We start from the raw sequence: 26,921 nt of genomic DNA, 5'->3' as shown, positions 1-26,921 counted from the left end.
TGTATCCTGTTGGATCTGAAAAATCAAATATTTGATTTTTCAGCTCTAGTTAAGCACTGAGATTGCGTTCTAGCAAGTCATACATTGCATCTAGCCCTTGTCTTTCTGCTTCTGGGTTATAGCCCAAGTCTACGCCATTGGCTTTGGCACGCTCATCGGCCAATGGGTTGCTAAAACCGTGCTTCGCATCTTCAAAAATGATGACTTCATGGTCCACTTTTGCAGCATGCATTTCTTCACGGAAGCTGGCAACATCATCCAAAGTGACCATGCTGTCTAACTCACCATGTAAAACTAAAATTTCACCCTGAATTTGACCTTCGACCGCGGGGGCTTTCGGTGCCAATGTCGCGTGGAAAGTCGCCACTGCTTTAAGCGGTGCACCTGAGCGAGCTAAGTCTAAAACCACTTTACCGCCATAACAAAAACCAATCGCCGCCAGTTGAGTGGACTTCACTTCAGGCTGGGCTGCAAGCGTATCTAAACCTGCTTGCGCACGGTTGACGATGGTGTCTGCATCGGCAAAAGTTTGCATCATCCATTCATAGGCTTGTTTCGCATCTGTGGTGACATTTTTGTCGCCGTATATATCAATCGCCAGTGCGGCATAACCGTGTTCAGCCAGTTCGCGAGCACGTTGTTCAGTATATTCATTTCGGCCCCACCATTCGGGTGCAACGATGATACCTGCATGCGGTGTTTGAGAGCTTGGTGCTGCAAAATAACCGACTAAGCGTTGTCCATCGGCGGCGTTATATTGAATTTCTCGAGTTTGAATACTGATTGTCATGCTCAAATCCTGATAGATGATCTGTTCTGATTAAAGCATAAAAACTTTTACAAGGATTTGAAAAATATTCCGATGTACATGAGAAATGTGAGAAATTATTTTTAAAGGCACATATAAAAAAAGAAGGATCTGAATCCTTCTTTTTTGTCGTTAAGAGTGGTGTGCTTTAGACTTTGCCACGGGATAAAAATCCGACAATCGCAAGAATCACAGCAATCACCAATAAAATAATCGCAAAGTCTTTGGATAAACCTGCTACGCCGCCAAAACCAAGTAAACTTGCAATCAGTGCAATCACTGCGAAGATAATCGCCCAACGAAACATAATTTTTCTCCATAGATGTTCTTATTTATTACTCTATTAGTATAGAAACAAGGTTCGAACACACTGTGTTGCTTTTGTTTAAAAAGTGTTCTGTTTGTATTTTAAGTTTATGAATATGATGTAAATATTGACACTTTAGATAGCTCTGAAAGCCATGTGACTATAGGTTATAATAGTGCATTCAGTTTTATTGGCAGTGGTTATGTCCAACGAATTAAGACCAGAGTTTTGGAAGCATTATGCGCTCACTGAGCTACGTTCAGCAGAGTGGGAAGCGTTGTGTGATGGTTGTGGTCTATGCTGTCTGGTGAAACTTGAAGATGAAGAAAGCCAAGAAGTCGCCTATACCAAAGTGGCCTGTAAACTGCTGGACTGTCAAACGGCCAGTTGTCGGGATTATCCGAACCGAAAGCAGCATGTGCCCGATTGTATCCAGCTCACGCCCGAACTTTTAGACACGATTCATTGGTTACCACCGAGCTGTGCTTACCGTCGTCTGCATGAAGGTAAAAATTTGCCCAGATGGCACTATCTGAACACGGGCTCACGTCAAAGTATTCTGAAAGCGAAAAAGTCTGCGGCAGGACGCTGTATTTCTGAAGAAGAGATTCAGGATGATGACATCGAAGACTATATTGTGCGTTGGGTTCGCTAGTCGATAAAAGCACCATCAAATTGCATGAAAAGCTTGTGTCATTCGCCTGAATTTGCCATAACATAAGCATTCGATGAACGCATGATAAGTCCTAGCCCTATGTCCGATAGCAATATTCCACTGCCTGAACGTTTACGCCCGCGTGATTTATCTGAAATTATTGGGCAGGATCACTTATTGGGTGAGCAGGCACCGCTCCGCCAAATGATCGATCAAGGGCATTTGCCATCGATCATTTTTTGGGGGCCGCCAGGCGTGGGGAAAACCACGATTGCTTTACTGTTGGCACAAGCGATCGACCGACCTTTTGTCAGCTTATCTGCACTTAATACGGGGGTCAAAGAGCTCCGTGAGATCATTGCTGATGGCGGAGATTTAATGCCACCTGTGGTGTTTATTGATGAAATTCATCGCTTTAACAAATCGCAGCAAGATGCCCTACTGAATGCTGTGGAGAAAGGCAAAATTACCCTCATTGGTGCCACCACCGAAAATCCTTCTTTTGAAGTCAACAGTGCATTGTTGTCGCGTTGTCAGGTCTATACCTTAAATGCGCTCGATGCCGATGCGATTCAAACTTTATTACTGCAAGCGATTAAGAACGATCCGTTTTTAAAAGAGCGTTACATTCAGATTGAAGAATTTGAAGCACTGGTGCAGTTTGCCGCAGGTGATGCCCGCAAAGCCTTGAATTTAATTGAACTGATTGCAGGCACCTTCGAACCTGACGTTGAAAATATCGTGACCAATGCAATAGTGGTCAAAGTTGCACAGCAAAATATCGCCCGTTATGACAAATCGGGTGAGCAGCATTATGATTTGGTATCGGCTTTTATTAAGTCGATTCGAGGGAGTGATCCTGATGCTACTTTGTATTGGATGGCACGTATGCTCAAAGGCGGTGAAGATCCTGTTTTTATTGCCCGTCGGATGTTGATTGCAGCCTCTGAGGACATTGGTAACTCAAACCCCAATGCACTGCTGCTTGCTGGAGAATGCTTCCGTTCTGTTCAAGCGGTGGGTATGCCAGAGTGTCGAATTATTCTTGGGCAGTGTGCGGTGTATTTGGCGACCAGTGCCAAAAGTAACAGTACTTATCTTGCGATCAACAAAGCGTTGGATTTGGCCGAGAAAACAGCGAATTTACCTGTGCCGCTGCATTTAAGAAATGCACCGACCAAGTTGATGAAAGAGCAGGGCTATGGCGTCGACTACTTATATCCGCACAACTATCCAGAGCATTTTGTGATGCAAGAATATTTACCCCCTGAGCTCAAAGGCGCCAAGCTGTATGAGTCGGCACGCAATAAGCGTGAGGTTGAAGGTGAGCGTTTACAGCAGCGCCGTTGGCAACAAGAACAGCAACAGCAGCAGTAGTAAAAAAGCCTGATGCACAAATCAGGCTTTTTTGTTTTTGGGGCTTAGGATTTAGTCACATTCATTGAGCAGTTTTTTCTTTAAGCACTGTAGCGTTTTTATGTTCCGATGTGCGTATTCATCAATTTTAATGCCGCAGGTAGCACCGCGGCTAATAAGGTGATTGCCATCGTGATGTTAAAGCTCAAGGCAAAGCGCGGTTTCATCAGATATTTGCGTAAAAAAAGACCACCGACAGCCCAAACCCCGACACATGGAATGGAAACCACCATTAAAATCAGGGCCGCATAAATAATATCACTGACATGATGGTTTAAAGCAAAATAAGTGGCAATGGTGCTGATGGAGATCATCCACGCTTTGGGATTGACCCACTGAAAAAGAGCCCCTTGTAGAAAACCCATCGATGGTTTTTGTTCTAATTCGATGTTGAGTGGCCCACTGGACGCAATTTTCCATGCGAGCCACAGCATATAAGCCGTGCCGATTAAACTTAAAATAAATTGGAGCTGGGGCAGGGCCAGAAACACTTGATTTAACCCGATGCCGATGGCGAAGAGTTGCACAGCCACACCAAAGGCAATGCCTAAAACCAGAGGTAGGGTTTTACTGATGCCAAATCGTGCACCAGACAGCATGACCAGTGCATTATTGGGCCCAGGCGTGCAGGTCATTACGACACAGAACAGCAGATAAGAGACAAACAATGAAGCGTTCATAAAGGGGGTGGAGTAATCAAATAAGTATCATTTTATTGTTGATCTATCATAATTTGGTTGTATATTGATCGTTAATACTGAGTTTTATGCAACAAATGATTGAATTAGATCGATTAGACCGAAAAATATTGTGTGAGCTTGAGCGCGATGCACATTTAACCAATATTAAACTGGCAGAACGCGTGGGTTTGTCACCTTCGGCCTGTTTACGACGCGTGCAAGAGTTAGAAAGAATTGGTGTGATCCGAGGCTATAAAGCGGTGATTGACCGTTCGCTTTTGGGTATCGGCTTAACGGTTTATGTGACCATTGGGCTGTCTTGTCACTCAAAAGAAAGCTTGAGTCAGTTTGAGGATGTGATCACTGCAACGGATGAAGTCACAGAGTGTCATACCATTACAGGATCGGTCGAGTATTTACTCAGGGTTGAAGTGGCAGACATCAAGTCTTATAAAAAGTTTCATACTGATGTTTTGGGAACGATTCCTTCCATTAGCTCGATCAACAGTTTTTTGGTGATGGATACCACTAAAAATCGATATACCAATCTATAAAAGCTTAGGTGGAAAGGTAAAAAAACCGAGCGAAATGGCTCGGTTTTTTATCTGAATGCATATAGTTTCGCGGGATCAGATCAAACAAGGCGCTTTATCTTTTCAACTAAGTATTGAATGTTGAATCATTGCTGCATCAAGCTCTTGAAGACTATTCAATTATTTAAAGTTACCCTCTAAAAACTGTTGCAGGCGTTCACTTTTGGGGTGAATCAAAACTTCTTTTGGATCACCTTGTTCTTCAATTTTGCCTTGATCTAAGAAAATGACATGATTGGACACATGGCGTGCGAAACCCATTTCATGGGTGACTACAATCATGGTTCGGCCTTCTTCAGCCAAACTTTGCATCACTTTCAACACCTCACCCACCAGTTCAGGATCTAGAGCACTGGTTGGCTCATCAAACAACATCACTTCCGGCTCCATCGCTAAGGCACGGGCAATTGCGACACGCTGTTGCTGTCCTCCTGACAAAAAAGACGGATATTTTTTTTCGACACTTTCTGCGAGCCCAACTTTTCTTAAATATTTTCGTGCACGCTCTTCCGCCTCACTCCGCTTTAGCCCCAAGACATGAATGGGTCCTTCAATAATATTTTCTAATACCGTCATATGTGACCATAAATTGAAATGTTGAAAGACCATCATCAGTTGGGTGCGCATTTTTTGCAGTTGTTTGGGATTTGTCGCTTTGAGATCGCCATTTTTATCTAAAGTGGTCTCTAACTGTTCGCCATTGAGTTGAATGCTGCCTTGGCTCGGTTGCTCTAGAAAATTGATACAACGAAGAAAGGTACTTTTACCTGAACCCGAGGAACCAATAATACTAATCACATCACCTGCATGTGCCTCTAGTGAAACCCCTTTTAAGACTTCATGATCGCCAAAACTTTTACAAAGATCTCGAATCACCAGTTTTGCTGAATTTTCCATTGTTTCTCCTAATGATTCGATGGTTTTAAAAACGCCAACCAGCGTTGTTCCAATTTACGAAAGATCCAAATGAGGATAAATGCCAGACAGGCATATAGCACAGCGGCAATGCCAAAGGCATCAAACGTGGCATAAGTGGCAGCATTGACATCTCGTGCAATTTTGAGAATATCAGGCACGGTTGCAGTGAAGGCAATGGTGGTTGCATGCAGCATCAAAATGACTTCATTACCATAAAACGGCAATGCTCGACGTAGCATCGACGGAATAATAATGCGGGTATAGCGTTTCCAAGGCGACATTCCAAAGGCTTTTGCTGCCTCAATTTCGCCGTAGGGAATCGAACGTATCGCCCCTGCAAAAATTTCAGTGGTATAAGCTGCTGTATTGAGTGCAAACGCTAAAATGGTGCAATTAAGCCCTTCTCTAAAAAACTCATCGAGCCGTTCATGGGCATGGACAAATTCGAGACTATAAATCCCAGTATAAATAATCAGTAGCTGCACATATAAGGGAGTACCACGGAAAATATAGGTAAAAAGCCAAACAGGTCCACGTACAAAAGCATGCTCAGAAACTCGAGCAATTGACAAAGGCACAGCCAGAACAAAACCAATCGCAATCGATAAGACCAGTAGCCATGCGGTCATGGCGACCCCAGTCATTTGAAAACCATCGGTCCACAGATAGGACTGCCAGTATTGTTGAATAATTTCAATCATAGTTGTCCCTTTTTCACACCAGCAGAATAACGACGTTCCAGCCACATGAGAATCAAATTCGAAAGGGTGGTGATGGCCAGATAAATGACGGCTGCAACAATACTGAAATAGAACACTTGCATGCTGCTTCGACCTGCATCTTGGGTAATTTTGACGATGTCGGTCAAACCAATTAAGGACACCAAGGCAGTGGCTTTGATAAGGACTTGCCAGTTATTGCCAATTCCTGGTAAGGCAAAACGCATCATTTGTGGAAAGAGGACACGCCTGAAGACTTGAAATGGGGTCATGCCATAGGCATATGCAGCTTCAAGTTGACCTTTGGGGACGGCTTGAAATGCGCCACGGAAGGTTTCCGTAAAATAGGCCCCATAAATAAAGGCTAAAGTAATCACCCCTGCCACAAAGGGATTGATGTCAATTTGCTCCATATGGATCGATTCGGTAATCGAGTTCAATCCAAGTTGCAGGCTATAGAACAACAACAACATGATCACTAGATCAGGAACACTACGAATGAGGGTGGTATAGAGAGTTGCAACGTGACGTAAGATTTGAATACGAGAGAGTTTGGCACTTGCCCCAAACAATCCAATAATGATCGAAAGTAGCAGTGATAACAAAGCAAGCTGTATGGTCATCCAAGTGCCACTGAGTAATACGGGACCATAGCCAGACAGAAACATACTCAGTTTCTCCGAGTAAAAATATACAATTTTATAAATCAGCAATATATATAGGGTGTCGGTATTTAACCGACACCCTATAGATTAATAAATGCTGAAGGAGAAGTATTTTTTCTCGAGTTTCTTATAGGTGCCGTCGGCAATAATTTCAGCTAACGCTTTATCAATATTCTTTTTCAGATCGACATCTTCTTTACGTAAGCCGATTGCAGCACCTACACCGAGTGTTTTTGCATCGACCACATTATTGCCTGCAAAAGCAAAGCCTTTGCCTTTCGCCGATTTTAGGAAACCAGCATCGACCATAATCGCATCTTGTAATGTTGCATCTAGACGTCCCGAAACCATGTCTTGGTAAAGCACGTCTTGGTTTGGATAAGGAACTACATTCACACCTTTAGGCGCCCAATAGGCTTTTGCATAGCCTTCTTGAATCGTACCTTGTTGTACACCCACACGTTTGCCTTTTAGGGATGCAGGCGTAGGGAGTAAAGGAGAGCCTTTCTTTGCAACCATGCGGGTAGGCGTGTTGTAAATTTTATTACTAAACGCGATTTGTTTTGCGCGATCCGTAGTGACCGTCATTGAAGACAGAATACCGTCGAACTTTTTCGCTTTGAGCGCAGGAATCATCCCATCAAAGGAGTTTTCTACCCACACGCATTTGGCTTTTAATTTGGCACAAATGGCATTGCCCAAGTCGATGTCAAAACCGACCAGCTTATTGTCTGGTGTTTTATATTCAAAAGGTGCATACGCGGATTCTGTGCCAAAACGAATGGTTTTCCATTCTTTTGCTTGGACAGTACTGCTTAGTGCTACGGCTACGAATGTAGTGGAAAGTAGTAATTTTTTTTGCCAGTTTTTCATTTTAAATATAGCCATCCGTAAAAAATCAAATCTAAGAAATAAGACGAAGATAGAACTTACCCTACTGAGTACTTTTGAATAAAAGCAACATCTATACCAGTTTTCTGCTCTTAGGGGATTAATAGATCTTGTCGCCATGAGAGATGAGGAAATAAGGGTATTTTTTCGGTTGGAATAATTTTTATCTGAGAACGTCCTGTTCATATGTTTTTATCATATTAAAAAATGAAGTTGAGACATAGCTGAAATATACCTGAAGTCTTGTGCGCTATGACGTACAGGATTGTTGAATTTTTAACAGTGGCTCATTGTTTTACAAGACTATTTTTCAGTGTTGAATAGCTCACAAATAAACTGAAGTACTGCAATAGCTGTGGAGCTGAAAACAAAAAAACCGAGCGTTTAAGCTCGGTTTTTTGAGTGATGCAACTTAAAGGAGTGGTATTAGCTTAGAGGAAGAAGCTCATCTCTAAAGTTCAGCATTTGCTGCATCTGGGCGCGAATTTTTCGCTCAGTTTTTCGTACATTATGTGCATTAATTCTTTTGCTCATGGCTCGAATTGGAATAAATAATTTCTCACCCATACCATCGACCAAGACAAATTCGGGCTTATTATTTCGCCGCTCTGTATACATAATCCCTGCGATGTTGACCTCACCGAAGATAATGTGTAAGTCGCAGCAAAGCTGAAAAAAGTCATCTAGAGCTTTGGCGTGTTTTTCCTCAAATTGATGTGATTTGCATAACTCAAATAAAGTCATGCCTTCACCACTTGGGCAGACAATTTTTTCAGTCACAAAACCCAAGCCTACAGAAGTTTTCACAAAACCATAAGGCATTTCGACAGGAAAGTTAAAGATATTATTTTTATAATGATTTTTACATAGCTGTAGATATTGCAATAATTCACGGCGGAATTGGCGATAAACGCCTTGCGACATTCTACGTTTAAGTTTGCCATGTCCTTTCCAGCCACCATCTTCATCCACTCGATTTGGATTCATGACTTTGATGATTTTGTTTTCATCCTCAGGATGCTGAAACACCATTTTTGAACAGCCTTGTCCGATACATTGCAGTTCATCTAATTGATAAATCATAGGGCCTTCTATCAGGAGATATACAAGAAAAGCATCATTAGAAATGTGACATTTCATGTGATTGAAATGACTATTTTACAAAAAAATAAATAAAATTTCATGAAACTTTAATATTTATGTTGTATGGGGGGATTAAAAAAGAACTTATAGGCTTGTATTGCAGTTATAACAAGGCATTGATCTAAAATGTGAAACATAAAAAAACCGAGCGATTAAGCTCGGTTTTTGAATCTGTAACAGATTAGATATCAGAAAGGTCGATACCTAAACGTGCAGCAACTTCTTCATAAGCTTCAACCACACCGCCTAAACCTTGGCGGAAACGGTCTTTGTCGAGCTTTTTCTTGGTTTCTTTGTCCCATAGACGACAACCGTCTGGAGAGAACTCATCACCAAGAACAATTCGGTCGTGGAATACACCAAACTCAAGTTTGAAGTCCACAAGTAGCATGCCACCTTGGTCAAATAAGTTTTTAAGCACTTCGTTTACTTGGTAAGTGAGGACTTTCATTTGCTCAAGTTGCTCGGCAGTTGCCCAACCTAAAGCAATTGCTTGAGACTCATTGACCATTGGGTCACCAAGCGCATCATCTTTGAAAAATAATTCAAAAGTCGGCGGGGTTAATTCCTTACCTTCTTCTACACCTAAGCGACGGCATAAAGAACCTGCTGCATAATTACGAATTACACATTCAACAGGGATCATGCTGAGTTTTTTCACTAGAACTTCAGTTGGAGAAAGAAGTTTTTCAAAGTGAGTCTCAATGCCAGCCGCAGCCAATTTATCCATGATAAAGGCGTTAAAACGGTTGTTCACCTTACCTTTACGATCTAGTTGTTCGATCTTTTCACCATTGAATGCCGAAGCATCATCACGAAAGACTAAAATCAGGTGGTCTGCACTGTCTGTTTCATAGACAGATTTCGCTTTACCAGTATAGAGCAAGGTTTGTTTTAACATGAGGGAACCTTTTTCAAAAAAAAATGCCTAGTACGACTAGGCTGGCCAATTTTGGTAAATCTGGGTTAACAATTCTGTGGCTTTTTCAGGCGCTGCAAAACTGTTATCGGCATTGAACACAGCGAGGTTATTGCTGCTGCCGACCGCGGTTAGTCTTAACACATAGACCTGTTGATCGATTTTAATGGTTGCTTCATAACCATTTTTGCTTTGACCAACAATTTGATGGTTGAGGCTGCTGAGGGTGGCAAGCGTATATTGCCAAATTGTAGCAGAATTTCCCTCAATTTTGAGCAGCGGATTCTTATTTCCGTCAATAATCAATTGAGGGCGGCTCACAGCTGTATCAACTGTTTCCGTTGATTCTGCATTCGACATGACTTGAGCAGCTTGAGGGCGCGGCATTGCAAAACGGTTTCCGCGCTTGTTTTCAAGTATAGGTGCGTGTTCAAGAGCGAGTGCTTCAACCGTTGGAGCTGGATACAACGGCGTTGCAGGTCGAACCATAGAGCCTTCAGGGTACTTAAGAGGTTCTAAGGTTGCTGTTTCTTTATAGTCCAAACTACCGTTATTGACTGCAAGGGAACTACAACCCGCTAAACTGACAACTGAAAGTGCGAGAGTAAGACCTAAACGTAACTGCATATTGATGTGCTCTTTATTTAATGACACCCGCTGTTGTGAGTGCTTCACGGAGCGGTGTGCGATATTGTTCTGCAAGTGGTGTTAATGGTAAACGAATACCCGTTTCGATTAACTCCATTTCATGAAGTGCCCATTTCACAGGAATTGGGTTTGATTCGCAAAATAGAATTTCGTGTAAATTTGCAACTTGGGTATTTAGGTTTTCAGCTTGTTCAGCTTCGCCTGCCAGTGCTGCCGCACAAACATCGCTCATTTCTTTTGGGGCAACGTTCGCAGTCACAGAAATATTACCTTTTGCTCCCGACAGAATCAGTTGATAAGCCGTTGCATCATCACCTGAATAGACGGTCATCGCTTTGCCAGCAAGGCCTTCGAGCAGTGCTTGGCCACGAGGGACATCACCTGTGGCATCTTTAATGCCCACAATTTGAGGAATATCGGCCAAACGAATGACCGTTTCATTCGCCATATCGACACCTGTACGACCAGGTACGTTATACAGAATTTGAGGAAGATCAACAGCTTCAGCAATAGCTTTATAGTGTTGATATAAGCCTTCTTGAGTCGGTTTATTATAATAAGGGGTAACCAGAAGAGCAGCATCTGCACCGAGTTCTTTGGCTTCTTTCGTCAACTCGATGGCTTCACGCGTTGAATTCGCGCCAGTCCCCGCAATAATAGGGATGCGTTTGTTCGCGACACGAATGATTTCTTTAATCACTTGTGTATGCTCTTTCATGCTTAGAGTAGACGCTTCACCCGTTGTACCGACAGCAACAATGCTATTTGTGCCTTGTGCGATGTGCCACTCAACGAGCTTCTCTAGACCCTTCCAATCTACGCTGCCATCTTCAAACATAGGGGTGACGATTGCGACAATTGAGCCTTGGATGGTCTGTGCTTGCTGAGTCATTTTAAAAAAATATCCTATTTGTCCATCCAGTTAGGCCAGAAAAACATAAGATTGGATGGGTGCGTATTTTAATTTATAGCATTTTCAAAGCGCTGATGCATTGAATAATGCTTATGCAAATTATGAACGAACACAACATGAAGAACAATATGCTTTAGTCAAAGTGTATAAAAACTTTATCTTTCACTACAAAAATACAGCTTGTTTAAATGGTGTACAAAGAAATGCTTTTCATTTTGTATCTGAAAAGGGCGTTTTGCATAACCTATGGCCGCGGATTGAGGTATTTAAAGAAAGAATCTCTTCATTTCAATTGAGGCTTAGAACCCGATCAAACTGAATTGGGATGCAAGGTCAGGATTGAAGTGCTTTTAACGCTTACACGATTTCTCTAAACAGCGATGACATCGTCCTTTTAACGTTATAGATCAATGTCCAACATTTTATTCTATATTTTATTTTTGCTTCAATTTGCCGCCATACCCATTGCACTCAAGGCTGTGGTCATTTAATTTTGACCCGCGAGGATGAATACTGTTTTATAAATTAAGCTATGCTTGGCCTTCGAGCGCAGAACAAAAAGGACAGAGAAGAATGCAGAAGAATATGGCATTGATTGTGGTGGATGTACAAAATGGTTTTACGCCTGGTGGAAATTTGGCGGTAGCAGGATCAGATCAAATTATTCCTAAAATTAATCAGTTGGCTGATTATTTTGACACTATTATACTCACCCAAGATTGGCATCCCGAAAATCACATTTCTTTTGCAGACAATCACCCCGATCAACAAGCCTTTCAAACCATTGAATTGGACTATGGCACACAAGTACTCTGGCCACGTCACTGTGTACAAGGCACACAAGATGCTGAACTGCATCCTGATCTCGACCTTGCCAAAGCGCAGTTGATCATTCGTAAAGGATGTCATACTCACATTGATAGTTATTCTGCTTTTTTAGAAGCGGATCACAAAACCCAGACGGGACTCGCAGGCTATTTAAGAGAGCGTGGGATTGATACTGTGTTTATTGTTGGGATTGCAACTGACTTTTGTGTGGCATGGACAGCAATGGATGCCTGTAAACTTGGTTTTCAAACCTATGTGATTGCCGATGCCACCAAAGGCATTGATTTACATGGTTCTTTACAACATGCATGGCAAGAGATGCTGGCCCATGGTGTGAAACGTCTGTATTGCAAAGATATTGTGCAACAATATGCCGTGAACTGATGCGCTGAACCAATCGGCTCACCTCAATCACTAATATCGACATTATAAAAACATGCAGTAGGGAAGGGTCATGGGCACTTTTTTAAAATTTACCGCTTGGATTCAAAAAACCTTTGCCCTGTGGGTGGTGTTATTTGCAGGCATTGCGCTCCTAAGCCCTGAAACTTTTGTCTGGATGAAGGCTTATATCACGTGGATGTTAGGGCTGATCATGTTTGGTATGGGCATGACCATGACACTGGAAGATTTTAAAGGGGTGATGCAAAGTCCTAAAGCGGTTGCAATTGGGGTAGCGGCTCAGTTTGTGGTGATGCCAAGCGTGGCTTATCTGCTGTGCTTATTATTTCGCTTGCCGACTGAAATTGCGATCGGGGTGATTTTGGTGGGTTGCTGTCCGGGTGGCACAGCATCTAATGTGATTACTTATATGGCGAAAGGCAATACGGCTTTGTCTGTCGCATGTACCACGGTATCGACCTTATTGGCGCCTGTGTTGACTCCCGCGATTTTCTATCTGTTGGCCAGCCAATGGATTGAAATTAATGCATGGTCGATGCTGAGTTCAATTTTGCAGGTGGTGCTGTTCCCGATTATTTTAGGGCTGGTGGTACGTGCCGTGCTGAAACACAAAGTTGAAAGCTATATTTCGGTGATGCCCTTAATTTCTGTAGTGGCGATTGTGCTGATTGTGGCGGCTATTATTGGCGGCTCAAAAGCACAAATTTTAGAATCAGGCTTATTGATTTTAGCTGTGGTGGCGCTACATAACGCGATTGGTTATTTGCTTGGCTTTACAGCTGCACGAATGTTTCACTTGCCACATGCTGACTGTAAAGCGGTTTCGATTGAGGTTGGTATGCAAAACTCAGGACTAGGCGTGGCTTTGGCTGCTGTGCATTTTGCTGCTTCGCCAATTACGGCGGTACCCAGTGCGATCTTTAGTTTGTGGCATAACATTTCAGGGCCAATTTTAGCCAGTTATTGGGCCGCCAAAGCAGACGCCACTGCCAAGGAAAAAGGTGAAAAGGAACATATGTCGGTTTGAATACTATACGCTGTTGCAGCTTTAAGCATAAAGTCAGGATGAATTTTCTATTTGGCATGAGGTTGTAACTAAACTGTCATAAAGACTACCTAACATCCCTGCCAAACACTTCATAACAGACTGTTGCAAACAGCATTGAGAGGGTATGGATAATTTTCAGCATTCATCGGCGACGTATTTTAACCGAGAGCTATCGTTATTTGAGTTTCATCAGCGGGTTTTAGCACAAGCATTAGATCCGAGTTTGCCAGTGCTGGAGCGCTTAACTTTTTTAATTATTTTTTCACGTAATTTAGATGAGTTTTTTGAAATTCGTATTGCGGGCTTGATGAAACAACGCGATATGAATGTGATAGCACGGACCCCTGATGCTGTTCCCACTGAAGTGATATTAGAAGACTTGTCCCAATCCATTCATCGTGCCGTCAAAAAACAGTTTGAAGTTTTAAATCATTCGATTTTGCCTGAGTTACAAGCACAGGGCATTCAGTTCATCCAGTTCCAAGATATTTTAGAAAAACATAAAGCATGGATTGCAGAATATTTTGCCAAAGAAATTCAACCCGTTTTGACCCCCATCAGCTTAGATCCGTCACACCCTTTTCCTCGCCTCGTGAATAAAAGTCTGAATTTCATTGTGAGTTTACAAGGTAAAGATGCTTTTGGACGAAGTATTGAGATGGCGATTGTCCCTGCACCGCGCTCATTACCGCGTTTAATTCAGATGCCGAAAAACGTGGCAGGCAATATCGACACGCAGATTTTTTTAACCGCAATGATTCAGCAGCACATCAGTGATCTATTTCCGGGGATGAAAGCCACGGGTTGTTATGCTTTTCGTGTGACACGTAATGCTGATCTGATTTTGTCGGAAGATGTTGATGATTTGGCGGTGGCACTTAAAGATGAGCTGTCTTCACGCCGTTTTGGTCGCGCGGTGCGTTTAGAAATCGAAGATGACTGCCCCGAAGCGGTGATTGATTATTTGCTCAAGGAGTTTGATTTAACTGAGCAGGAGCTTTATCGCATTGATGGGCCAATCAATCTTTCACGCCTCAGTACCAGTTGTGACCGACCTGAATTAAAGCATCCAGTTTTTATCCCAGTCATTCCCAAAGTTTTGCGTAAGCAAAAAAGTACCTTTGATACCTTAAAAGTACAGGATGTGTTGTTGCATCATCCTTTTGATTCTTTTCAGCCTGTGATTGGTTTATTAAAAGAAGCAGCGAAAGACCCAAATGTGCTGGCGATTAAACAAACGCTCTACCGCAGTGGGCCTGACTCTGAAATTGTACAGGTCTTGGCAGAAGCAGCACGAAATGGCAAGGAAGTCACAGCCGTGATTGAGTTACGGGCGCGTTTTGATGAAGAGTCGAACATTACCGTGGCCAATATTTTGCAAGAAGCTGGGGCGGTGGTGGTGTATGGCATTGTCGGTTATAAAACCCATGCCAAAATGATTTTGATTGTACGCCGTGAAAATGCCCAGTTGATCCGCTATGCCCATCTGGGCACAGGCAATTATCATGCGGGCAATGCCCGTATGTATACCGATTATGGCCTGATGACTACACAACCTGATATTTGTGAAGATGTACACCGTATGTTCCAAGAGCTGACGGGAATGGGCAAAATGGCCAAATTGAAGGCGTTGTTACATGCGCCTTTTACGTTACACAGTGAACTGTTAAAACTGATTGAGCAAGAAATTCAGTTTGCACAAGCCGGTCAAAAGGCGCGTATCATCATTAAAGTCAATGCCTTAACGGAACCTCAGTTAATTGCTGCACTGTATCGTGCGTCTCAAGCGGGGGTACAGGTCGATCTGATTATCCGTTCGATCTGCTGTTTGATTCCACAGGTCCAAGGCATGTCTGAGAATATCCGAGTGCGTTCGATTGTGGGCCGTTTTTTGGAACATACCCGCGTGTATTGTTTTGAGCATGGCGGTGAGAAAAAGCTGTACTGTGCCAGCGCAGACTGGATGGGGCGTAATTTATTTTCGAGGGTGGAAACCTGCTTTCCAATATTAGATCGCGCTTTGAAAAAGCAGATTTATAAAGACGGATTAATCAGTTACTTAAATGATTGTTTGAATGCTTGGGAGCTACAAGCTGATGGTCATTGGCTTAAAGTGGCCTGTACCGATCCAGAGCAAAGGTATAGTGCGCAGCAACATTTGATTGCGCAGAAACAACTTAAAATTTAACAGTTGTCATAAAAAAGCCTGACATGCGTCAGGCTTTTTTATGATTGAACCTAATTAAGAGGCTTTAGATTGTTTTGCTTTTAAAATTTCCGTTCTTAAGCTTTGCGCCAACTCTGCAGACTCCGCACCCATGCCATTGACCATAAAGGCATGACGGGTCAAGACATTGGTTGGATTAGGTAAATTTACCAATTGGTAACTTTCAGAGATGTCTTTCAATAATTCGTTACTTAAATGTACGGCACTTTCTTTGGCAGACAACTGTTGGACCAAACGCTCAGCAGCTTGATTCGCAGACAGTTGCATTGCATCGACTGCAGTTGAAATGCCACAACGTGTTTGCAAAACAAAGCGCTTTTCTTCGCGGTAACGTTTATACAAAACCTCAGAAAGCAGTTGGAATACACTGCTGACCATCATTAAACATGGCACTGCATTCGGTGTGTCTGTCGACATGCTGAGGGTGGCACCATGCTCATTAAAGGATTGAACTGTAGTGATGTCCGAGCTGTTGAGTTTGTAGTGTTTTAAACAAAGTTCTGTGCTTTTATTGAGGAAAATCTGACACAAATTAAAGTATGGAATAGACACGGTTGTATTCACCGAGTCCATCAACTGTTTCGGATCATAAAATTGAATATTGAGCGCAACCGAATGATTATCCACGATCACGGGTTTCTGCTCTTTAGGCTTCGCACTGGTTTTGATTTGTTGTTGTGCTTGGGCAATCGCGACCGCCGTATGGTGTTTTTCCTGTTCAAGCGTTTGGGTTAAAACTTGAATTTCGTGTTTTAAGCGGGATTCATTATTAATCCGTGCCAAATATTCGGTACGACTTGGGCGTGCAATGGCACGGTAAGCCAACCACAGTAAACCATGAATCGCTAAGGACAATAAAATCGCTAACCACTGAGTACGTAAAATCTCACCCATACTTGGTTTAATGAGCGTGATTTCAATGCTACCCACTTTCTTTTCATTTTGCAGAGCATCACGGACAAATACTTCACCATCACGTGTTCGAACTTGGCCACCTGTCGCTAGGACTTGATTATTGGCATCCAAAATACGAATGGAAGCTACGCTTGGGTTGGTCGCATAGCGATCGACCAAAAGCGCAAGAGAAACCGTGTTGGCAGGCTCCAGCTCTGCAAGACTGTCTGTGACCAATTGAGAGGTCATCAGTTGGCCTTGGTTGGCACGGTTTTCATTCAGTTGATGAGTCGTTGCCAATACCAATAAAAAGGTATGTAAAGCAAAACTTACAATTAATAGGCTAGCAAATAGCCCTTGTCTAGGCGCATTCAACGTAAACTTCCAAAGAAAATATATTCAATTTCGATTATGATTCTAACAATAGTCGTAGCTCAGACCCGAGTCAATTCATGCGAGAAATCATTCTTATTTCATTTTTAGGACCAGACCAGCCGAATCAGTTCACTCGATTAATGCAGGTATTGTCCACTCATTCATTACAAATTTTAGATGTCGGACAAGCAGTTATTCATAACCAATTGACCTTAGGTATTGTTATTTCTTCAGACGACCAAACCGCAACAGCTTTGGCGATGAAGGAAATTCTAATTTTAGCACATGATATTGGTTTAACTGTACGTTTTAAACCAATCACTACAACTGAATATGACCAGTGGGTGAGTGAAGGTGGGCGGACGCGTTATATCGTCACGGCTTTGGCGCCAGAGCTTGAGGCGTCTCACTTACAAGCAGTTACAAATATTGTGTCTAACCAAGGTTTCAACATCGAAACTGTGACCCGTTTGTCAGGTCGTCCAGTCTTAAATGGCGAAGTCGATGGGCCGAAACGCGCCTGTGTTCAATTCGGTTTAAGTGGTCAAATGCTGGATGCCGCAGCCATGCGTGCAGCTTGTTTACGTTTGTCACATGAACTGAATGTCGATGTAGCGGTACAAGAAGACAATGCCTACCGTCGTAACCGCCGTTTGGTGTGTTTTGACATGGACTCGACTTTAATCGAGCAAGAAGTGATTGATGAGTTGGCGATTGAAGCGGGTGTCGGCGCACAAGTCGCTGAAATCACCGAACGTGCAATGCAGGGTGAGCTAGATTTCCAGCAAAGCTTCCGTGCACGTGTCGCACTGCTCAAAGGGATGGATGCCTCTGTCCTACCTAAAATTGCAGAACGTCTGACCGTTACAGAAGGTGCTGAACGCTTAATTTCAACTTTAAAAGCGTTGGGCTACCGCACGGCTATCTTGTCGGGTGGTTTTCAGTACTTTGCAGAGTATCTACAAGCCAAACTTGGTATTGACGAAGTTCATGCCAATGTCCTAGACGTTGACAATGGGTTGGTGACGGGCGAAGTTAAAGGTCACATTGTCGATGGTGCACGTAAGGCATTATTATTACGTGAGTTAGCCGATAAGATGGGCATTTCTCTTGAGCAGGCGATTGCAGTAGGAGATGGTGCGAACGATTTACCGATGTTGTCGATTGCTGGCCTAGGTGTAGCTTTCCGTGCGAAACCGCTGGTGAGACAAAACGCTAATCAAGCCATTTCAAGTGTCGGCTTAGATGGGGTGTTGTATTTATTGGGTGTGCACGATAAAGACTTAAATCGTGCTTAAAGCATCTCTGTGTTATTAAAAACGCAGCCTTTGAGCTGCGTTTTTTTGTTGCAAATTTAAGCGAAAAATGATGAGCGGTCAGTGAAAAATGTCGATAAAAACAACGATCAACAGAATTGGAAAAAATATTTTTAAGTGCTGAAAATACGGGTTTTATTTTGTAATGACACGCCAAGACTGAGCGCGTCTTTGTTTTGGAAAAGTTCAAATCTAAAAAAATGTAATGACAATATAATATGGCGACAAGGTATGTCGCATTCTAAAAATACAAGCCTTTTTTTCTTTTCAAAACTGCTCATAATGCATGCATAGAGTTTGAAAGCTACACAATCCATTAATTTTAAACGGTATCGGGGATGAGTTCAGCACAGTGTATCAGTCGCCTGAATTTATCTTAGACGGAGGTTTTTATGGTAACAGCGAATTTAGCAACCATCGTTGGCTTAAGTTTAGTCGCCGCTGCGTTAATTGCTGTTTTCTTTTCGCCTTATCGTCGCTGGTTGAGTTTTATGGTGGCGGGTATGGTGTTTTGGGGAATATTGGAAGTCATTCGCCTAGGTGTGCAAGCAGTGTTTGAAATGCCGATCACTTATAGCTACTTAACTGCTTTAACTTCAGCGATGCTTATTGTAACGATGTTGCTTCTACGTGAAGACCGTCGCGCAGAACGTGCTCTGGCGCAGCGCCGTTGTATTGAACATACACCTGTATATGAAGATGACCAACAGCAGTGTTCTAGCCGCTAAGTCATAACCTCATACCGTAAAAGAAGATGCCTAGAGCATCTTTTTTACGTTCTTACATGATTGTTATACAAAGCCTAGCGGTAAAAATGGCAACTTGTGGTAGCATTGAAAACAGTCAATTTATCAACAATTACAATAGGCTTTCATGTCATGAAACTATCTTCAATTCCTGTGGTTAAACTTCCATTGGTTGATGTCAGCACGGATCCGCTGGATTTAATGGTTACTGGTTTGGCACTTCGTATGAAACAGCTGGCGCGTACCAGTCCAAAATTTATTGAATTAGTTCATGAACGTCAGTTCCGTATTCAAATTGGTACTGATCTGGGTATGGCACGCCAAATTATTGTGAACAATGGTCAGATTGATACCGTTTCAGGTGATGCCGAAAAAGCAGATTTTATTTTACAGTTTGCGGACAGTGAGCAGGGTGTGAAAACTTTAATCAAAGGCGACCCAACCGCATTTATGACGGGCATGCAAAACGGCAGCATTAAAATGGAAGGTGATTTTGGTCTATTGGTTTGGTTCAACCAAGTTGCAAAATTGGTTCCACCAAAGTTACCAAAGCCTGTGAAAGCAAAAATTAAAGCTGCTCGCGCATTTTTGAAAGAAAAAACGGGTAAGTAAAAAGATTTTTTCAACTTCTCGATTTCTGCTCCTTTATAAAAGGGAGATTGAGAGCGATGAAATCGAAAAAGCCCTCTATCGAGGGCTTTTTTATGCATGGTGTTTTTATTCGACTTCTAAATTGAAAGTCACGGGTCCATCATTGACCAAATGTACTTTCATGTCGGCAGCAAAAATACCTGTTTGCACATGCTCAAACTGGGTCTTGGCATATTCAACCAGTTGTTCGTATAAGGCTTGGGCATCATTTGGTGGCATGGCTGGTCCAAAGTCAGGGCGTAAACCTTTTTGGGTTTGCGCCATCAAAGTAAATTGAGAAACCAGAAGAATCCCACCACCGGCTTGGCTGACATTCCAGCCCATTTTGCCTTGTTCGTCGTCAAAAAAACGATACTTTAAAATTTTATCGATCATTTTTTTGCCTTTGTCTAAAGTGTCTTCTTTCCCAAGACCTAAGAAAACCAAGATACCGTGTTGAATTTCACCTGTGGTTTCACCATCGACCACCACTTTGGCTTCGAGAACGCGTTGTAATAAGGCCCGCATGACTGATTCTATCTACCATTTGATTGTGCAGACTGAAATTGTAGCAAACCTAGTGCAGCACAGGAGAAACATCGATTGAAAAAACAAGGTCGTTGCGTTGATATTTACAGCAATGTTTGAGGAAAAGAGCATAGGCCAAGAGCGATGACAATAAAGACATCAACACTTGGATTCCGAATCAAGAGAAACAAGGATCTACCGAGTAATTGGTCGAATAGCAAGGCCGAATTACTAAAACATGGCTATGCAGTTTAAAAAAATGTGCTTTAATGCAATAAGTTGCTAAAAACCGAAAATGATATGTCTGCCATCATCCAATCCTTATTAGATACTGATCTGTACAAATTTACGATGCTACAGGTGGTCCTGCATAAGTTTCCCCAAGCGCATAGTGTGTACCAGTTCCGTTGTCGTAATTTGGATGACACGGTCTATCCTTTGGTCGACATTCTCGAGGATTTAAATCACCAATTAGATTTGCTCTGCCAATTACGTTTTCAAGACGATGAACTGCAATACCTGCGCGGTTTGCGCTTTATCAAAAGTGATTTTGTCGATTATTTAGAGTTGTTTCAGCTCAAACGCCGTTTTATAGTGGCCAGTATCGATCACCAAGGCCGTTTAGACATTCGAATTGAGGGGCCGATGGTTCAAGCTATGATGTTTGAAATCTTTGTGCTTGCCATCGTCAATGAGTTGTATTTCCGCCGTATTCGAAGCGAAGAGGTCATGGCTGAGGGTGAACGTCGACTACAGGCCAAAGTGGCTTTATTAAAACACTATGAAACATCGCAAACGCCAAATGATCCCCCATTTTTAGTCTCTGATTTTGGCACGCGGCGCCGCTATAGTTTGGCATGGCAAAAACATGTGATTGAAGTGTTTAATCAAGCTGCACCGCATATTTTCCGTGGCACCAGCAATGTCTTAATTGCAAAGCAATTGGGTCTGACCCCGATTGGGACCATGGCGCATGAATTCCTACAAGCATTCCAAGCGCTGGATGTACGTTTACGTAATTTCCAAAAATCAGCACTGGAAACTTGGGTACAAGAGTACCGTGGTGATTTAGGTATTGCTTTGACGGATGTAGTCGGAATGGATGCATTCCTGCGTGATTTTGACTTGTACTTTGCCAAACTGTTCGATGGTTTACGTCATGACAGTGGCGACCCTTATGAATGGGGTGATAAAGCCTATGCTCACTATAAAAAGCTGAAAATTGATAGTAAAACCAAAATGCTCACGTTTAGTGATGGACTGAATTTAGAGAAAGCGTGGGATCTGCACAACTATTTCAAAGATCGCTTCCAAGTCAGCTTCGGGATTGGCACCAATTTGACCAATGATATGGGACAAACTCCTTTAAATATTGTGCTTAAATTGGTCGAGTGTAATGGCCAGTCGGTTGCGAAAATTTCAGACAGTCCAGGTAAAACCATGACAGATAACGATACTTTTTTGGCGTATTTACGTCAGGTTTTTGAGATTGCTGAAGCAGAAGCCAATTAATCCAGAATATATGCAATGCCAGAATCCGTTCTGGCATTGTTGTATTAAAAAACTGGTGAATAGTGATATCTATAATTCTGCTAAAAGAATGCAAAAAATCAGAATAATTGTAAAAATGAGTTGTGCTAAGATCAAAGCATGATCTGAAAACATACGAAATAATATGACACATTCTGCCTTTGATTTTGGCTTGTTGATAGACGCAGAGCAGTTGGTTCCGCATTTAGGTAATGACAAATTACGCATCGTAGATTTAAGTCGTGCTTCAGTCTATGACCAATTGCATATTCCTCATGCTTTGCATTTAAAGCCGAGATTTTTGGTGCGCCAAGACGAACAAGCCACCGGTCTACTTCCCGATGTAGACGGTTTACAAGAGCTGATTCGTTATCTGAATATTTCACCCGAGCATCATGTGGTGGTCTACGATGATGAAGGTGGTGCTTGGGCAGGACGTTTGATTTGGAATTTACACTGCTTAGGTTTTGAAAATACCAGTCTGCTGAATGGTGGAATTCATGCATGGCTTGCAGCAGGATTTCCAACCACTTCGGACGTGGAACAGTTTGAACCTGTCAGTGCTTTGGTGCAGGTCGATCAAGCCAAAATACAGCAGTATCGAATTGAATATGCTGAGTTATTAGAGAAGGTTCAAAGCAGTCAGGTTCAACTCTGGGACTGCCGAACAGAAGATGAATATACGGGCCTGCGTCTTGCAGCGCGACGCGGCGGTCACATTCCAAATGCACTACATTTTGAATGGAGTACTGCCCTTAACCGTGAAAATCATTTAAGATTGCACCCTTTAGAACGCACGCAGCAACGCTTAGAGCAATTGGGTTTTAACTTAAATGAACCTGTGGTGGTGTATTGTCAGTCACATCACCGTTCAGGACTGGCTTATATTTTAGGTCGTTTATTGGGTTGGAATATTCAGGCGTATGACGGTGCGTGGAGTGAATGGGGCAACCGCCTCGACAGTCCTATCATTACCGGAGAGATGCCGTCTTGAGCCTCACATCACGCTTAAAAAAACAAATTTTCATTCAAGCTCAACGTGTTGTACCCCAACATCAGTTATCACGTGTCGTGGGCAGAGTCGCAGCCAGCGAAAATCCGATTGTGAAAAATGCGGTCATCACTGCGTTTAAAGCGCAGTACGGCATTGATATGTCGATTGCTGAGCAGAGCAATGCACTGAAATTCAAGTCCTTTAATGAGTTCTTTACCCGTGCATTAAAAGAGGGTGTACGTGATATTGATACCAATGCGACCAGTATTGTATCGCCTGCGGACGGTGCGATTTCACAGTTGGGTCCCATTGTGGAAGGTGATATTTTCCAAGCCAAAGGACAAAAATTCACCGTTGATAATTTAATTGCAGATCCACAGTTGGCTGAACCGTTTAAAAATGGTCAGTTTGCAACGGTGTATTTATCGCCTAAAGATTATCACCGTGTGCATATGCCATTTTCAGGCACATTAACGGAAACCTTATATGTGCCGGGTGAATTGTTCTCGGTCAATCAAACCACTGCTGAAAACATTCCAGGCCTGTTTGCCCGCAATGAACGTATGGTTTGTTTATTTGATACAGAAATCGGCCGTATGGCCGTGGTCCTCGTTGGTGCCATGATTGTGGCGGGGATTGAAACTGTTGCGACAGGAAAAGTGAAGCCTACCGGCCGTTTAGAGCTAAATCAGCATGACTTGTTCTTGGACAAAGGCGCTGAACTGGGTCGCTTTTACTTAGGCTCAACTGCTGTGGTACTGTTTGAAAAAGACAAAATGACGTGGGATGCAACCTTTAAAGCCAACTCGACTGTGGTGATGGGTGAAGCGATGGGACATACAGTTTAATCGTTTCAGCTCTTGGTCACCGCCCTTGTTAAACGGACGGTGAGAGACAAAAAAAGCACCGATATCGGTGCTTTTTTCATGCTTTTGAAAAAAGGCTTATTCAGGATTATAGGTGCGTTCTTTGGGAAAAATCACTTTAAAAATAGAGCCTTGATTTTCTTTAGATTCAATTTCTAAATGTGCTTGGTGCTGCATTAACACGTGTTTCACAATTGCGAGTCCTAAGCCTGTGCCACCCGTTTGTCGACTGCGCGCGCTGTCAACACGGTAGAAGCGTTCGGTTAAACGGGGCAGGTGCTTAGGATCAATGCCGATACCAGTATCTTCCACAGTAAAATAAGCCTGCTCACCATTGTCATGCCAACCCATGGTCACCGTTCCGCCTTTCGGCGTGTATTTGATGGCATTGGTAATCAGATTACTAAAAGCGCTGGCCAACTCCATATCTGAACCGATTAAGTCACAGTGACTGTCGATATCGAGATTGAGCGTATGCCCATAATCAATATTATAGGCATGTGCATCGTCATAAAGTTGGTTCATTAAGCTAGGCATGTCAATGATTTGATTTTTAGCAATTTGCTTGTCATTTTCTAGGCGTGACAGTAACAACAAATCATTCACCAAGGCATTCATGCGTTTGGCTTGTGCCTGCATTTGGTCAAAGGCCCGCTTCCAACGTGGGTTGAGGTCTTCTTGGTCGGTAAAGGTCTCAATATAACCACTGAGTACTGTGAGTGGTGTGCGTAGTTCATGTGAAATGTTATCGACAAAGTCTTTACGCATTTGTTCGAGATTGTGCATGCGGGTCACGTCATAGGCGACTAGTAAGCGACTTTCACCACCAAATCGAGTCATTTTGACTTGAACATAATGTTCATCAAAACTGGATGACTTCATTTTTAAGCCATCTGGTGCAGCATCAATATTATTGTAATAATCCACAAAACTCGGTTGGCGTAATAAAGTCAAAATATTACGGCCACGGTCATTTTGTTCGATGCCTAATAACCGTTCTGCAGCAGGGTTCCACCATTCAATTTGTTGCATGTCATCGATCAGCACCACTGCTTCTTGCAAAGCGACCAAGGATGACTGCGCCCGATCAATCAACCCGACCATTTCCGCTTGTACAATACGTTCTTGGCGCTGTGCACGATAGACATTGAACAATAATGCTCCCCAAATGCCCCCAAGGTTGGGTGGAACTTCGTAGGGACGATTGGAAATCCAGTCATTGACTAAATACAAAGAGCGCATTTGCAGAATAAAAAAAACGGCAAAAGCAAAGGAAATACACGTCCAAAAATAACCGACGCCAAAGCCAATCAAGCTTGCAATCAGCAAGAAAAAGGCAAGGAGACGTAAGTCCTGTTTGGCAAAGCCCCATAAACTGCTGTATCGCGTTTTTTTATGCTCGCGTGCAAGTTCAGGGACCGGGTAGGGTTCATACATAAAACAAAATTAACCTAGGGCGATATCCGCACGTGTAGAGAATCGATAGCCTGTACCCCGAACTGTTTGCACAAAGCGATCTGCCGCATAAGGCTCAAGCACTTTACGTAAGCGGCGAATATGCACGTCGATGGTACGGTCTTCAATATACACGTTTCCGCCCCAGACTTGGTCAAGAAGTTGTGCACGGGTGTAGGCACGCTCAGGATGAGTCATGAAGAAGGCCAATAAACGATACTCGGTTGGCCCCATGTCGAGGAAATTATTGCCAAAGCTGACCCGTTGGCTGACAGGGTCTAAGATTAAGCCATTGGCATCAATCGATTTTTCACCACTGAGCGCGTTAGCGCGGCGTAAAACCGCTTTAATACGTGAAACCAATTCGCGGGTCGAAAACGGTTTAGTCATGTAGTCATCTGCACCAGCATCTAGACCTTGCACTTTATGGTCTTCTTCGCCACGTGCCGTGAGCATAATCACTGGAATTTCAGAGAGATTTTCATCGCGCTTGAGACGACGACATAAGTCTACACCACTGACGCCACCAGGCATCATCCAGTCGAGCAAGATCAAAGCAGGACGCTGATCCACAATCATTTGGTGGGCTTGTTTTGCATCTTCTGCTTGTAAGCATTGAAAGCCTGCCATATCCAACGAGGTGTGAATCATTTCTCGAATGGGAAGTTCATCATCGACGATTAAAATGTAGTCATCTTTCACAACGCAATATCCTATTGTAGGTAACGGCAGGCCGTTTTAATTTTATGACAGGCTTATTACAAAGATTAATTATGACAGTATCATTGCAAAAAACAGACGATTGATGAAATTTGCAAAAAAATGTGACAAAAAATCGTCATATTGGGATTCAAAATTAATGGAAGTTTAATCTAAATTGCATTCGGAAATGCTGACTGCATCCAAATGAAAAGTCTTAGACATCCAATTTTGCCCGTGTATTCGGGTCTGAAAAAGTTTCTAGAAGTGAAATAAACACAATACGGCTGGAGGTTAAAACTTCTTCAAAGGATTGTTTAAACCCACTGACCACCCAACGGATCGCAATTTGCGTAACATAGCCATTGAGGCCTGTGGCGACCAGCGAAATTTCTCGTTCGGAACGATTAATTTGCGGCATCATTAGCATCACAAAGGCTTGAATCATTCGGTCAAAACGGGTCATGGTTTCATGAATGGTGGCTTGGTTATGTAATTCTTGGACCAACATCGCATCGATATAAATAATACGCGCCATGCGGGGATTGTCTTTTAAGGTGGTAAGCAGGGCACGTAGTCCAGCATCAATCATTTTATGTGGATCTGAAGAGGCTTGCATGATGGCTTGCATGACATTGTGCTGTAACTCATCGATCAGCTTTAAAAAAATGGTTTGAAACAGTTGCTCACTTTTTTTAAATGACTCATAAAAATAACGTTCAGTAAGTTTGGCTTCATTACAAATATCTTTCACCGTCACGGCAAAAAAGCCGTGAGTGCCGTAGGCTTCAATGCCAGCTTCAATGAGTTTTTCACGACGCAGCTGTTTACGTTCAGAAAGCGATAAGCCCTTGAATTGTCTTTCTTTGGTTTTATTGTTATCGCTGTTTTGTTGTACTGGTTCAGATGCCGTCATCAGATTTCATCGCCCTATTTTAAAGCCAAGGTTTTGCATAGTTTAGCAATAAACCACGACTCTACCTATGCGTAGGCTTTAATCTCTAGCTGGTTTTCATGGACTTGACACTTTTGGCTATTAAATTTATGACAATTTATATTGTCAATTATAAAAAAAGCATCTACAGTCGATGTACAAAGATAAAGGACA

The 26,921-nt window shown here is 42.7% G+C and carries 28 protein-coding genes; 12 read left to right on the top strand and 16 right to left on the bottom strand.

The features are described 5' to 3' along the window. Positions 1 to 49 precede the first annotated feature (49 nt). Together PTT44_RS15455 and PTT44_RS15450 are read right to left on the bottom strand one after the other, a co-directional pair. Positions 50 to 790 carry a dienelactone hydrolase family protein gene (locus PTT44_RS15455; protein WP_168158764.1) on the bottom strand — a complete coding sequence of 247 codons (741 nt, stop codon included), beginning with the start codon at positions 788 to 790 and terminating at the stop codon, positions 50 to 52. A 166-nt stretch (positions 791 to 956) separates the two neighbouring features. Then, the gene (locus tag PTT44_RS15450) at positions 957 to 1,115 is read right to left on the bottom strand and encodes a DUF1328 domain-containing protein (RefSeq protein ID WP_004647174.1); all 159 of its coding nucleotides are present in this window, start codon (positions 1,113 to 1,115) and stop codon (positions 957 to 959) included. Between the two features lie 202 nt (positions 1,116 to 1,317). Here PTT44_RS15450 and PTT44_RS15445 point away from each other — a divergent pair, with 202 nt between their 5' ends. Then, on the top strand, positions 1,318 to 1,770 hold the full coding sequence (locus PTT44_RS15445) for a YcgN family cysteine cluster protein (RefSeq protein ID WP_039890724.1): 453 nt from the start codon (positions 1,318 to 1,320) through the stop codon (positions 1,768 to 1,770). A gap of 99 nt (positions 1,771 to 1,869) precedes the next feature. Then, complete coding sequence (locus tag PTT44_RS15440; protein ID WP_168158763.1) at positions 1,870 to 3,147, top strand: replication-associated recombination protein A; 1,278 nt, start codon at positions 1,870 to 1,872, stop codon at positions 3,145 to 3,147. 98 nt (positions 3,148 to 3,245) lie between these two features. Here the strand turns inward: PTT44_RS15440 and PTT44_RS15435 are convergent, their stop codons facing one another. After that, positions 3,246 to 3,866 carry a LysE family translocator gene (locus PTT44_RS15435; protein ID WP_171527521.1) on the bottom strand — a complete coding sequence of 207 codons (621 nt, stop codon included), beginning with the start codon at positions 3,864 to 3,866 and terminating at the stop codon, positions 3,246 to 3,248. 86 nt (positions 3,867 to 3,952) lie between these two features. On the opposite strand from PTT44_RS15435, the gene PTT44_RS15430 reads away from it, so the two are divergent. After that, entirely contained in the window at positions 3,953 to 4,420 is a 468-nt protein-coding gene (locus tag PTT44_RS15430; RefSeq protein WP_252726122.1) for an Lrp/AsnC family transcriptional regulator, read from the top strand. Between the two features lie 159 nt (positions 4,421 to 4,579). On the opposite strand, the gene PTT44_RS15425 is transcribed toward PTT44_RS15430, so the two are convergent. The 8 genes from PTT44_RS15425 to dapA all read right to left on the bottom strand — a co-directional run bounded on the left by PTT44_RS15425 (position 4,580) and on the right by dapA (position 11,254). Then, on the bottom strand, positions 4,580 to 5,356 hold the full coding sequence (locus tag PTT44_RS15425) for an ABC transporter ATP-binding protein (RefSeq protein ID WP_125273780.1): 777 nt from the start codon (positions 5,354 to 5,356) through the stop codon (positions 4,580 to 4,582). Positions 5,357 to 5,364: 8 nt separating this feature from the next. Next, a complete protein-coding gene (locus PTT44_RS15420) occupies positions 5,365 to 6,078 on the bottom strand; it encodes an ABC transporter permease (RefSeq protein WP_168158762.1) in 714 nt (237 codons plus the stop codon). Further along, positions 6,075 to 6,764 (bottom strand): ABC transporter permease, encoded by a 690-nt coding sequence (locus PTT44_RS15415; RefSeq protein WP_234950965.1) that lies wholly within the window; start codon positions 6,762 to 6,764, stop codon positions 6,075 to 6,077. The genes PTT44_RS15420 and PTT44_RS15415 overlap by 4 nt, the downstream gene beginning before the upstream one ends. 84 nt (positions 6,765 to 6,848) lie before the next feature. After that, on the bottom strand, positions 6,849 to 7,634 hold the full coding sequence (locus tag PTT44_RS15410) for an ABC transporter substrate-binding protein (RefSeq protein ID WP_004691819.1): 786 nt from the start codon (positions 7,632 to 7,634) through the stop codon (positions 6,849 to 6,851). 444 nt (positions 7,635 to 8,078) lie between these two features. Further along, positions 8,079 to 8,735: a YrbL family protein gene (locus PTT44_RS15405; protein WP_168158760.1), complete on the bottom strand. Its 657-nt coding sequence runs from the start codon at positions 8,733 to 8,735 to the stop codon at positions 8,079 to 8,081. Between the two features lie 241 nt (positions 8,736 to 8,976). Next, positions 8,977 to 9,696 (bottom strand): phosphoribosylaminoimidazolesuccinocarboxamide synthase, encoded by a 720-nt coding sequence (purC, locus tag PTT44_RS15400; protein ID WP_004691818.1) that lies wholly within the window; start codon positions 9,694 to 9,696, stop codon positions 8,977 to 8,979. A gap of 36 nt (positions 9,697 to 9,732) precedes the next feature. After that, complete coding sequence (locus PTT44_RS15395; RefSeq protein WP_168158759.1) at positions 9,733 to 10,341, bottom strand: lipoprotein-34 precursor (NlpB); 609 nt, start codon at positions 10,339 to 10,341, stop codon at positions 9,733 to 9,735. Positions 10,342 to 10,354: 13 nt separating this feature from the next. Then, the gene (gene dapA, locus PTT44_RS15390) at positions 10,355 to 11,254 is read right to left on the bottom strand and encodes a 4-hydroxy-tetrahydrodipicolinate synthase (protein WP_039890664.1); all 900 of its coding nucleotides are present in this window, start codon (positions 11,252 to 11,254) and stop codon (positions 10,355 to 10,357) included. Positions 11,255 to 11,848: 594 nt separating this feature from the next. Between dapA and pncA the strand changes: the two genes are divergently transcribed. From pncA to ppk1, 3 genes are all read left to right on the top strand, one after another. After that, positions 11,849 to 12,487, top strand: a complete 639-nt coding sequence (gene pncA / locus PTT44_RS15385) for a bifunctional nicotinamidase/pyrazinamidase (protein WP_131230872.1) — start codon at positions 11,849 to 11,851, stop codon at positions 12,485 to 12,487. Positions 12,488 to 12,557: 70 nt separating this feature from the next. Continuing rightward, positions 12,558 to 13,532 (top strand): bile acid:sodium symporter family protein, encoded by a 975-nt coding sequence (locus PTT44_RS15380; protein ID WP_168158758.1) that lies wholly within the window; start codon positions 12,558 to 12,560, stop codon positions 13,530 to 13,532. Positions 13,533 to 13,677: 145 nt separating this feature from the next. Further along, positions 13,678 to 15,741, top strand: a complete 2,064-nt coding sequence (gene ppk1, locus PTT44_RS15375; protein ID WP_168158757.1) for a polyphosphate kinase 1 — start codon at positions 13,678 to 13,680, stop codon at positions 15,739 to 15,741. Between the two features lie 54 nt (positions 15,742 to 15,795). Here the strand turns inward: ppk1 and PTT44_RS15370 are convergent, their stop codons facing one another. Then, entirely contained in the window at positions 15,796 to 17,049 is a 1,254-nt protein-coding gene (locus PTT44_RS15370) for a hypothetical protein (protein ID WP_078425126.1), read from the bottom strand. 77 nt (positions 17,050 to 17,126) lie between these two features. On the opposite strand from PTT44_RS15370, the gene serB reads away from it, so the two are divergent. The 3 genes from serB (at position 17,127) to PTT44_RS15355 (ending at position 19,723) form a co-directional block, all read left to right on the top strand. After that, positions 17,127 to 18,347: a phosphoserine phosphatase SerB gene (serB, locus tag PTT44_RS15365; RefSeq protein WP_131230867.1), complete on the top strand. Its 1,221-nt coding sequence runs from the start codon at positions 17,127 to 17,129 to the stop codon at positions 18,345 to 18,347. Positions 18,348 to 18,757: 410 nt separating this feature from the next. Further along, a complete protein-coding gene (gene aciT, locus PTT44_RS15360) occupies positions 18,758 to 19,093 on the top strand; it encodes a ciprofloxacin tolerance protein AciT (protein WP_004691806.1) in 336 nt (111 codons plus the stop codon). A gap of 150 nt (positions 19,094 to 19,243) precedes the next feature. Further along, positions 19,244 to 19,723, top strand: coding sequence for an SCP2 sterol-binding domain-containing protein (locus tag PTT44_RS15355; protein WP_004691804.1), 480 nt, complete (start codon positions 19,244 to 19,246; stop codon positions 19,721 to 19,723). A gap of 105 nt (positions 19,724 to 19,828) precedes the next feature. Here the strand turns inward: PTT44_RS15355 and dtd are convergent, their stop codons facing one another. After that, complete coding sequence (gene dtd, locus PTT44_RS15350) at positions 19,829 to 20,269, bottom strand: D-aminoacyl-tRNA deacylase (RefSeq protein ID WP_168158756.1); 441 nt, start codon at positions 20,267 to 20,269, stop codon at positions 19,829 to 19,831. A gap of 300 nt (positions 20,270 to 20,569) precedes the next feature. Here dtd and pncB point away from each other — a divergent pair, with 300 nt between their 5' ends. From pncB to asd, 3 genes are all read left to right on the top strand, one after another. Then, a complete protein-coding gene (pncB, locus tag PTT44_RS15345; RefSeq protein ID WP_159128665.1) occupies positions 20,570 to 21,781 on the top strand; it encodes a nicotinate phosphoribosyltransferase in 1,212 nt (403 codons plus the stop codon). Positions 21,782 to 21,944: 163 nt separating this feature from the next. Then, the gene (locus tag PTT44_RS15340; protein WP_168158755.1) at positions 21,945 to 22,793 is read left to right on the top strand and encodes a sulfurtransferase; all 849 of its coding nucleotides are present in this window, start codon (positions 21,945 to 21,947) and stop codon (positions 22,791 to 22,793) included. Continuing rightward, on the top strand, positions 22,790 to 23,641 hold the full coding sequence (asd, locus tag PTT44_RS15335) for an archaetidylserine decarboxylase (RefSeq protein WP_168158754.1): 852 nt from the start codon (positions 22,790 to 22,792) through the stop codon (positions 23,639 to 23,641). Before PTT44_RS15340 ends, asd begins: the two co-directional genes overlap by 4 nt. 96 nt (positions 23,642 to 23,737) lie before the next feature. Here the strand turns inward: asd and phoR are convergent, their stop codons facing one another. From phoR to PTT44_RS15320, 3 genes are all read right to left on the bottom strand, one after another. Next, positions 23,738 to 25,096 carry a phosphate regulon sensor histidine kinase PhoR gene (gene phoR, locus PTT44_RS15330; RefSeq protein ID WP_004691795.1) on the bottom strand — a complete coding sequence of 453 codons (1,359 nt, stop codon included), beginning with the start codon at positions 25,094 to 25,096 and terminating at the stop codon, positions 23,738 to 23,740. 9 nt (positions 25,097 to 25,105) lie between these two features. Beyond that, positions 25,106 to 25,816 (bottom strand): phosphate regulon transcriptional regulator PhoB, encoded by a 711-nt coding sequence (phoB, locus tag PTT44_RS15325; RefSeq protein WP_004691794.1) that lies wholly within the window; start codon positions 25,814 to 25,816, stop codon positions 25,106 to 25,108. 214 nt (positions 25,817 to 26,030) lie between these two features. Next, on the bottom strand, positions 26,031 to 26,729 hold the full coding sequence (locus PTT44_RS15320; protein ID WP_151835583.1) for a TetR/AcrR family transcriptional regulator: 699 nt from the start codon (positions 26,727 to 26,729) through the stop codon (positions 26,031 to 26,033). Positions 26,730 to 26,921 lie beyond the last annotated feature (192 nt).

Origin of the sequence: Acinetobacter sp. Gutcm_16, from assembly GCF_028649355.1 — a bacterium.
GTDB classification, from domain to species: Bacteria; Pseudomonadota; Gammaproteobacteria; order Pseudomonadales; family Moraxellaceae; genus Acinetobacter; species Acinetobacter johnsonii.
Note: the sequence above shows the minus strand (reverse complement) of the source record. Positions and strands in the feature narration are given on the sequence as shown.

Excerpts from the sequence above, each read along its gene's own strand:
- PTT44_RS15355 (WP_004691804.1), top strand. The coding sequence starts at position 19,244 with ATGAAACTATCTTCAATTCCTGTGGTTAAACTTCCATTGGTTGATGTC.
- serB (WP_131230867.1), top strand. The coding sequence starts at position 17,127 with ATGCGAGAAATCATTCTTATTTCATTTTTAGGACCAGACCAGCCGAAT.
- PTT44_RS15415 (WP_234950965.1), bottom strand. The coding sequence starts at position 6,764 with ATGTTTCTGTCTGGCTATGGTCCCGTATTACTCAGTGGCACTTGGATG.
- PTT44_RS15395 (WP_168158759.1), bottom strand. The coding sequence starts at position 10,341 with ATGCAGTTACGTTTAGGTCTTACTCTCGCACTTTCAGTTGTCAGTTTA.
- PTT44_RS15425 (WP_125273780.1), bottom strand. The coding sequence starts at position 5,356 with ATGGAAAATTCAGCAAAACTGGTGATTCGAGATCTTTGTAAAAGTTTT.
- purC (WP_004691818.1), bottom strand. The coding sequence starts at position 9,696 with ATGTTAAAACAAACCTTGCTCTATACTGGTAAAGCGAAATCTGTCTAT.
- PTT44_RS15455 (WP_168158764.1), bottom strand. The coding sequence starts at position 790 with ATGACAATCAGTATTCAAACTCGAGAAATTCAATATAACGCCGCCGAT.
- aciT (WP_004691806.1), top strand. The coding sequence starts at position 18,758 with ATGGTAACAGCGAATTTAGCAACCATCGTTGGCTTAAGTTTAGTCGCC.
- PTT44_RS15380 (WP_168158758.1), top strand. The coding sequence starts at position 12,558 with ATGGGCACTTTTTTAAAATTTACCGCTTGGATTCAAAAAACCTTTGCC.
- PTT44_RS15340 (WP_168158755.1), top strand. The coding sequence starts at position 21,945 with ATGACACATTCTGCCTTTGATTTTGGCTTGTTGATAGACGCAGAGCAG.
- PTT44_RS15450 (WP_004647174.1), bottom strand. The coding sequence starts at position 1,115 with ATGTTTCGTTGGGCGATTATCTTCGCAGTGATTGCACTGATTGCAAGT.
- phoR (WP_004691795.1), bottom strand. The coding sequence starts at position 25,096 with ATGTATGAACCCTACCCGGTCCCTGAACTTGCACGCGAGCATAAAAAA.
- pncA (WP_131230872.1), top strand. The coding sequence starts at position 11,849 with ATGCAGAAGAATATGGCATTGATTGTGGTGGATGTACAAAATGGTTTT.
- PTT44_RS15410 (WP_004691819.1), bottom strand. The coding sequence starts at position 7,634 with ATGAAAAACTGGCAAAAAAAATTACTACTTTCCACTACATTCGTAGCC.
- dapA (WP_039890664.1), bottom strand. The coding sequence starts at position 11,254 with ATGACTCAGCAAGCACAGACCATCCAAGGCTCAATTGTCGCAATCGTC.
- PTT44_RS15440 (WP_168158763.1), top strand. The coding sequence starts at position 1,870 with ATGTCCGATAGCAATATTCCACTGCCTGAACGTTTACGCCCGCGTGAT.
- ppk1 (WP_168158757.1), top strand. The coding sequence starts at position 13,678 with ATGGATAATTTTCAGCATTCATCGGCGACGTATTTTAACCGAGAGCTA.
- dtd (WP_168158756.1), bottom strand. The coding sequence starts at position 20,269 with ATGCGGGCCTTATTACAACGCGTTCTCGAAGCCAAAGTGGTGGTCGAT.
- PTT44_RS15405 (WP_168158760.1), bottom strand. The coding sequence starts at position 8,735 with ATGATTTATCAATTAGATGAACTGCAATGTATCGGACAAGGCTGTTCA.
- PTT44_RS15430 (WP_252726122.1), top strand. The coding sequence starts at position 3,953 with ATGCAACAAATGATTGAATTAGATCGATTAGACCGAAAAATATTGTGT.
- pncB (WP_159128665.1), top strand. The coding sequence starts at position 20,570 with ATGTCTGCCATCATCCAATCCTTATTAGATACTGATCTGTACAAATTT.
- PTT44_RS15445 (WP_039890724.1), top strand. The coding sequence starts at position 1,318 with ATGTCCAACGAATTAAGACCAGAGTTTTGGAAGCATTATGCGCTCACT.
- PTT44_RS15435 (WP_171527521.1), bottom strand. The coding sequence starts at position 3,866 with ATGAACGCTTCATTGTTTGTCTCTTATCTGCTGTTCTGTGTCGTAATG.
- PTT44_RS15320 (WP_151835583.1), bottom strand. The coding sequence starts at position 26,729 with ATGACGGCATCTGAACCAGTACAACAAAACAGCGATAACAATAAAACC.
- PTT44_RS15420 (WP_168158762.1), bottom strand. The coding sequence starts at position 6,078 with ATGATTGAAATTATTCAACAATACTGGCAGTCCTATCTGTGGACCGAT.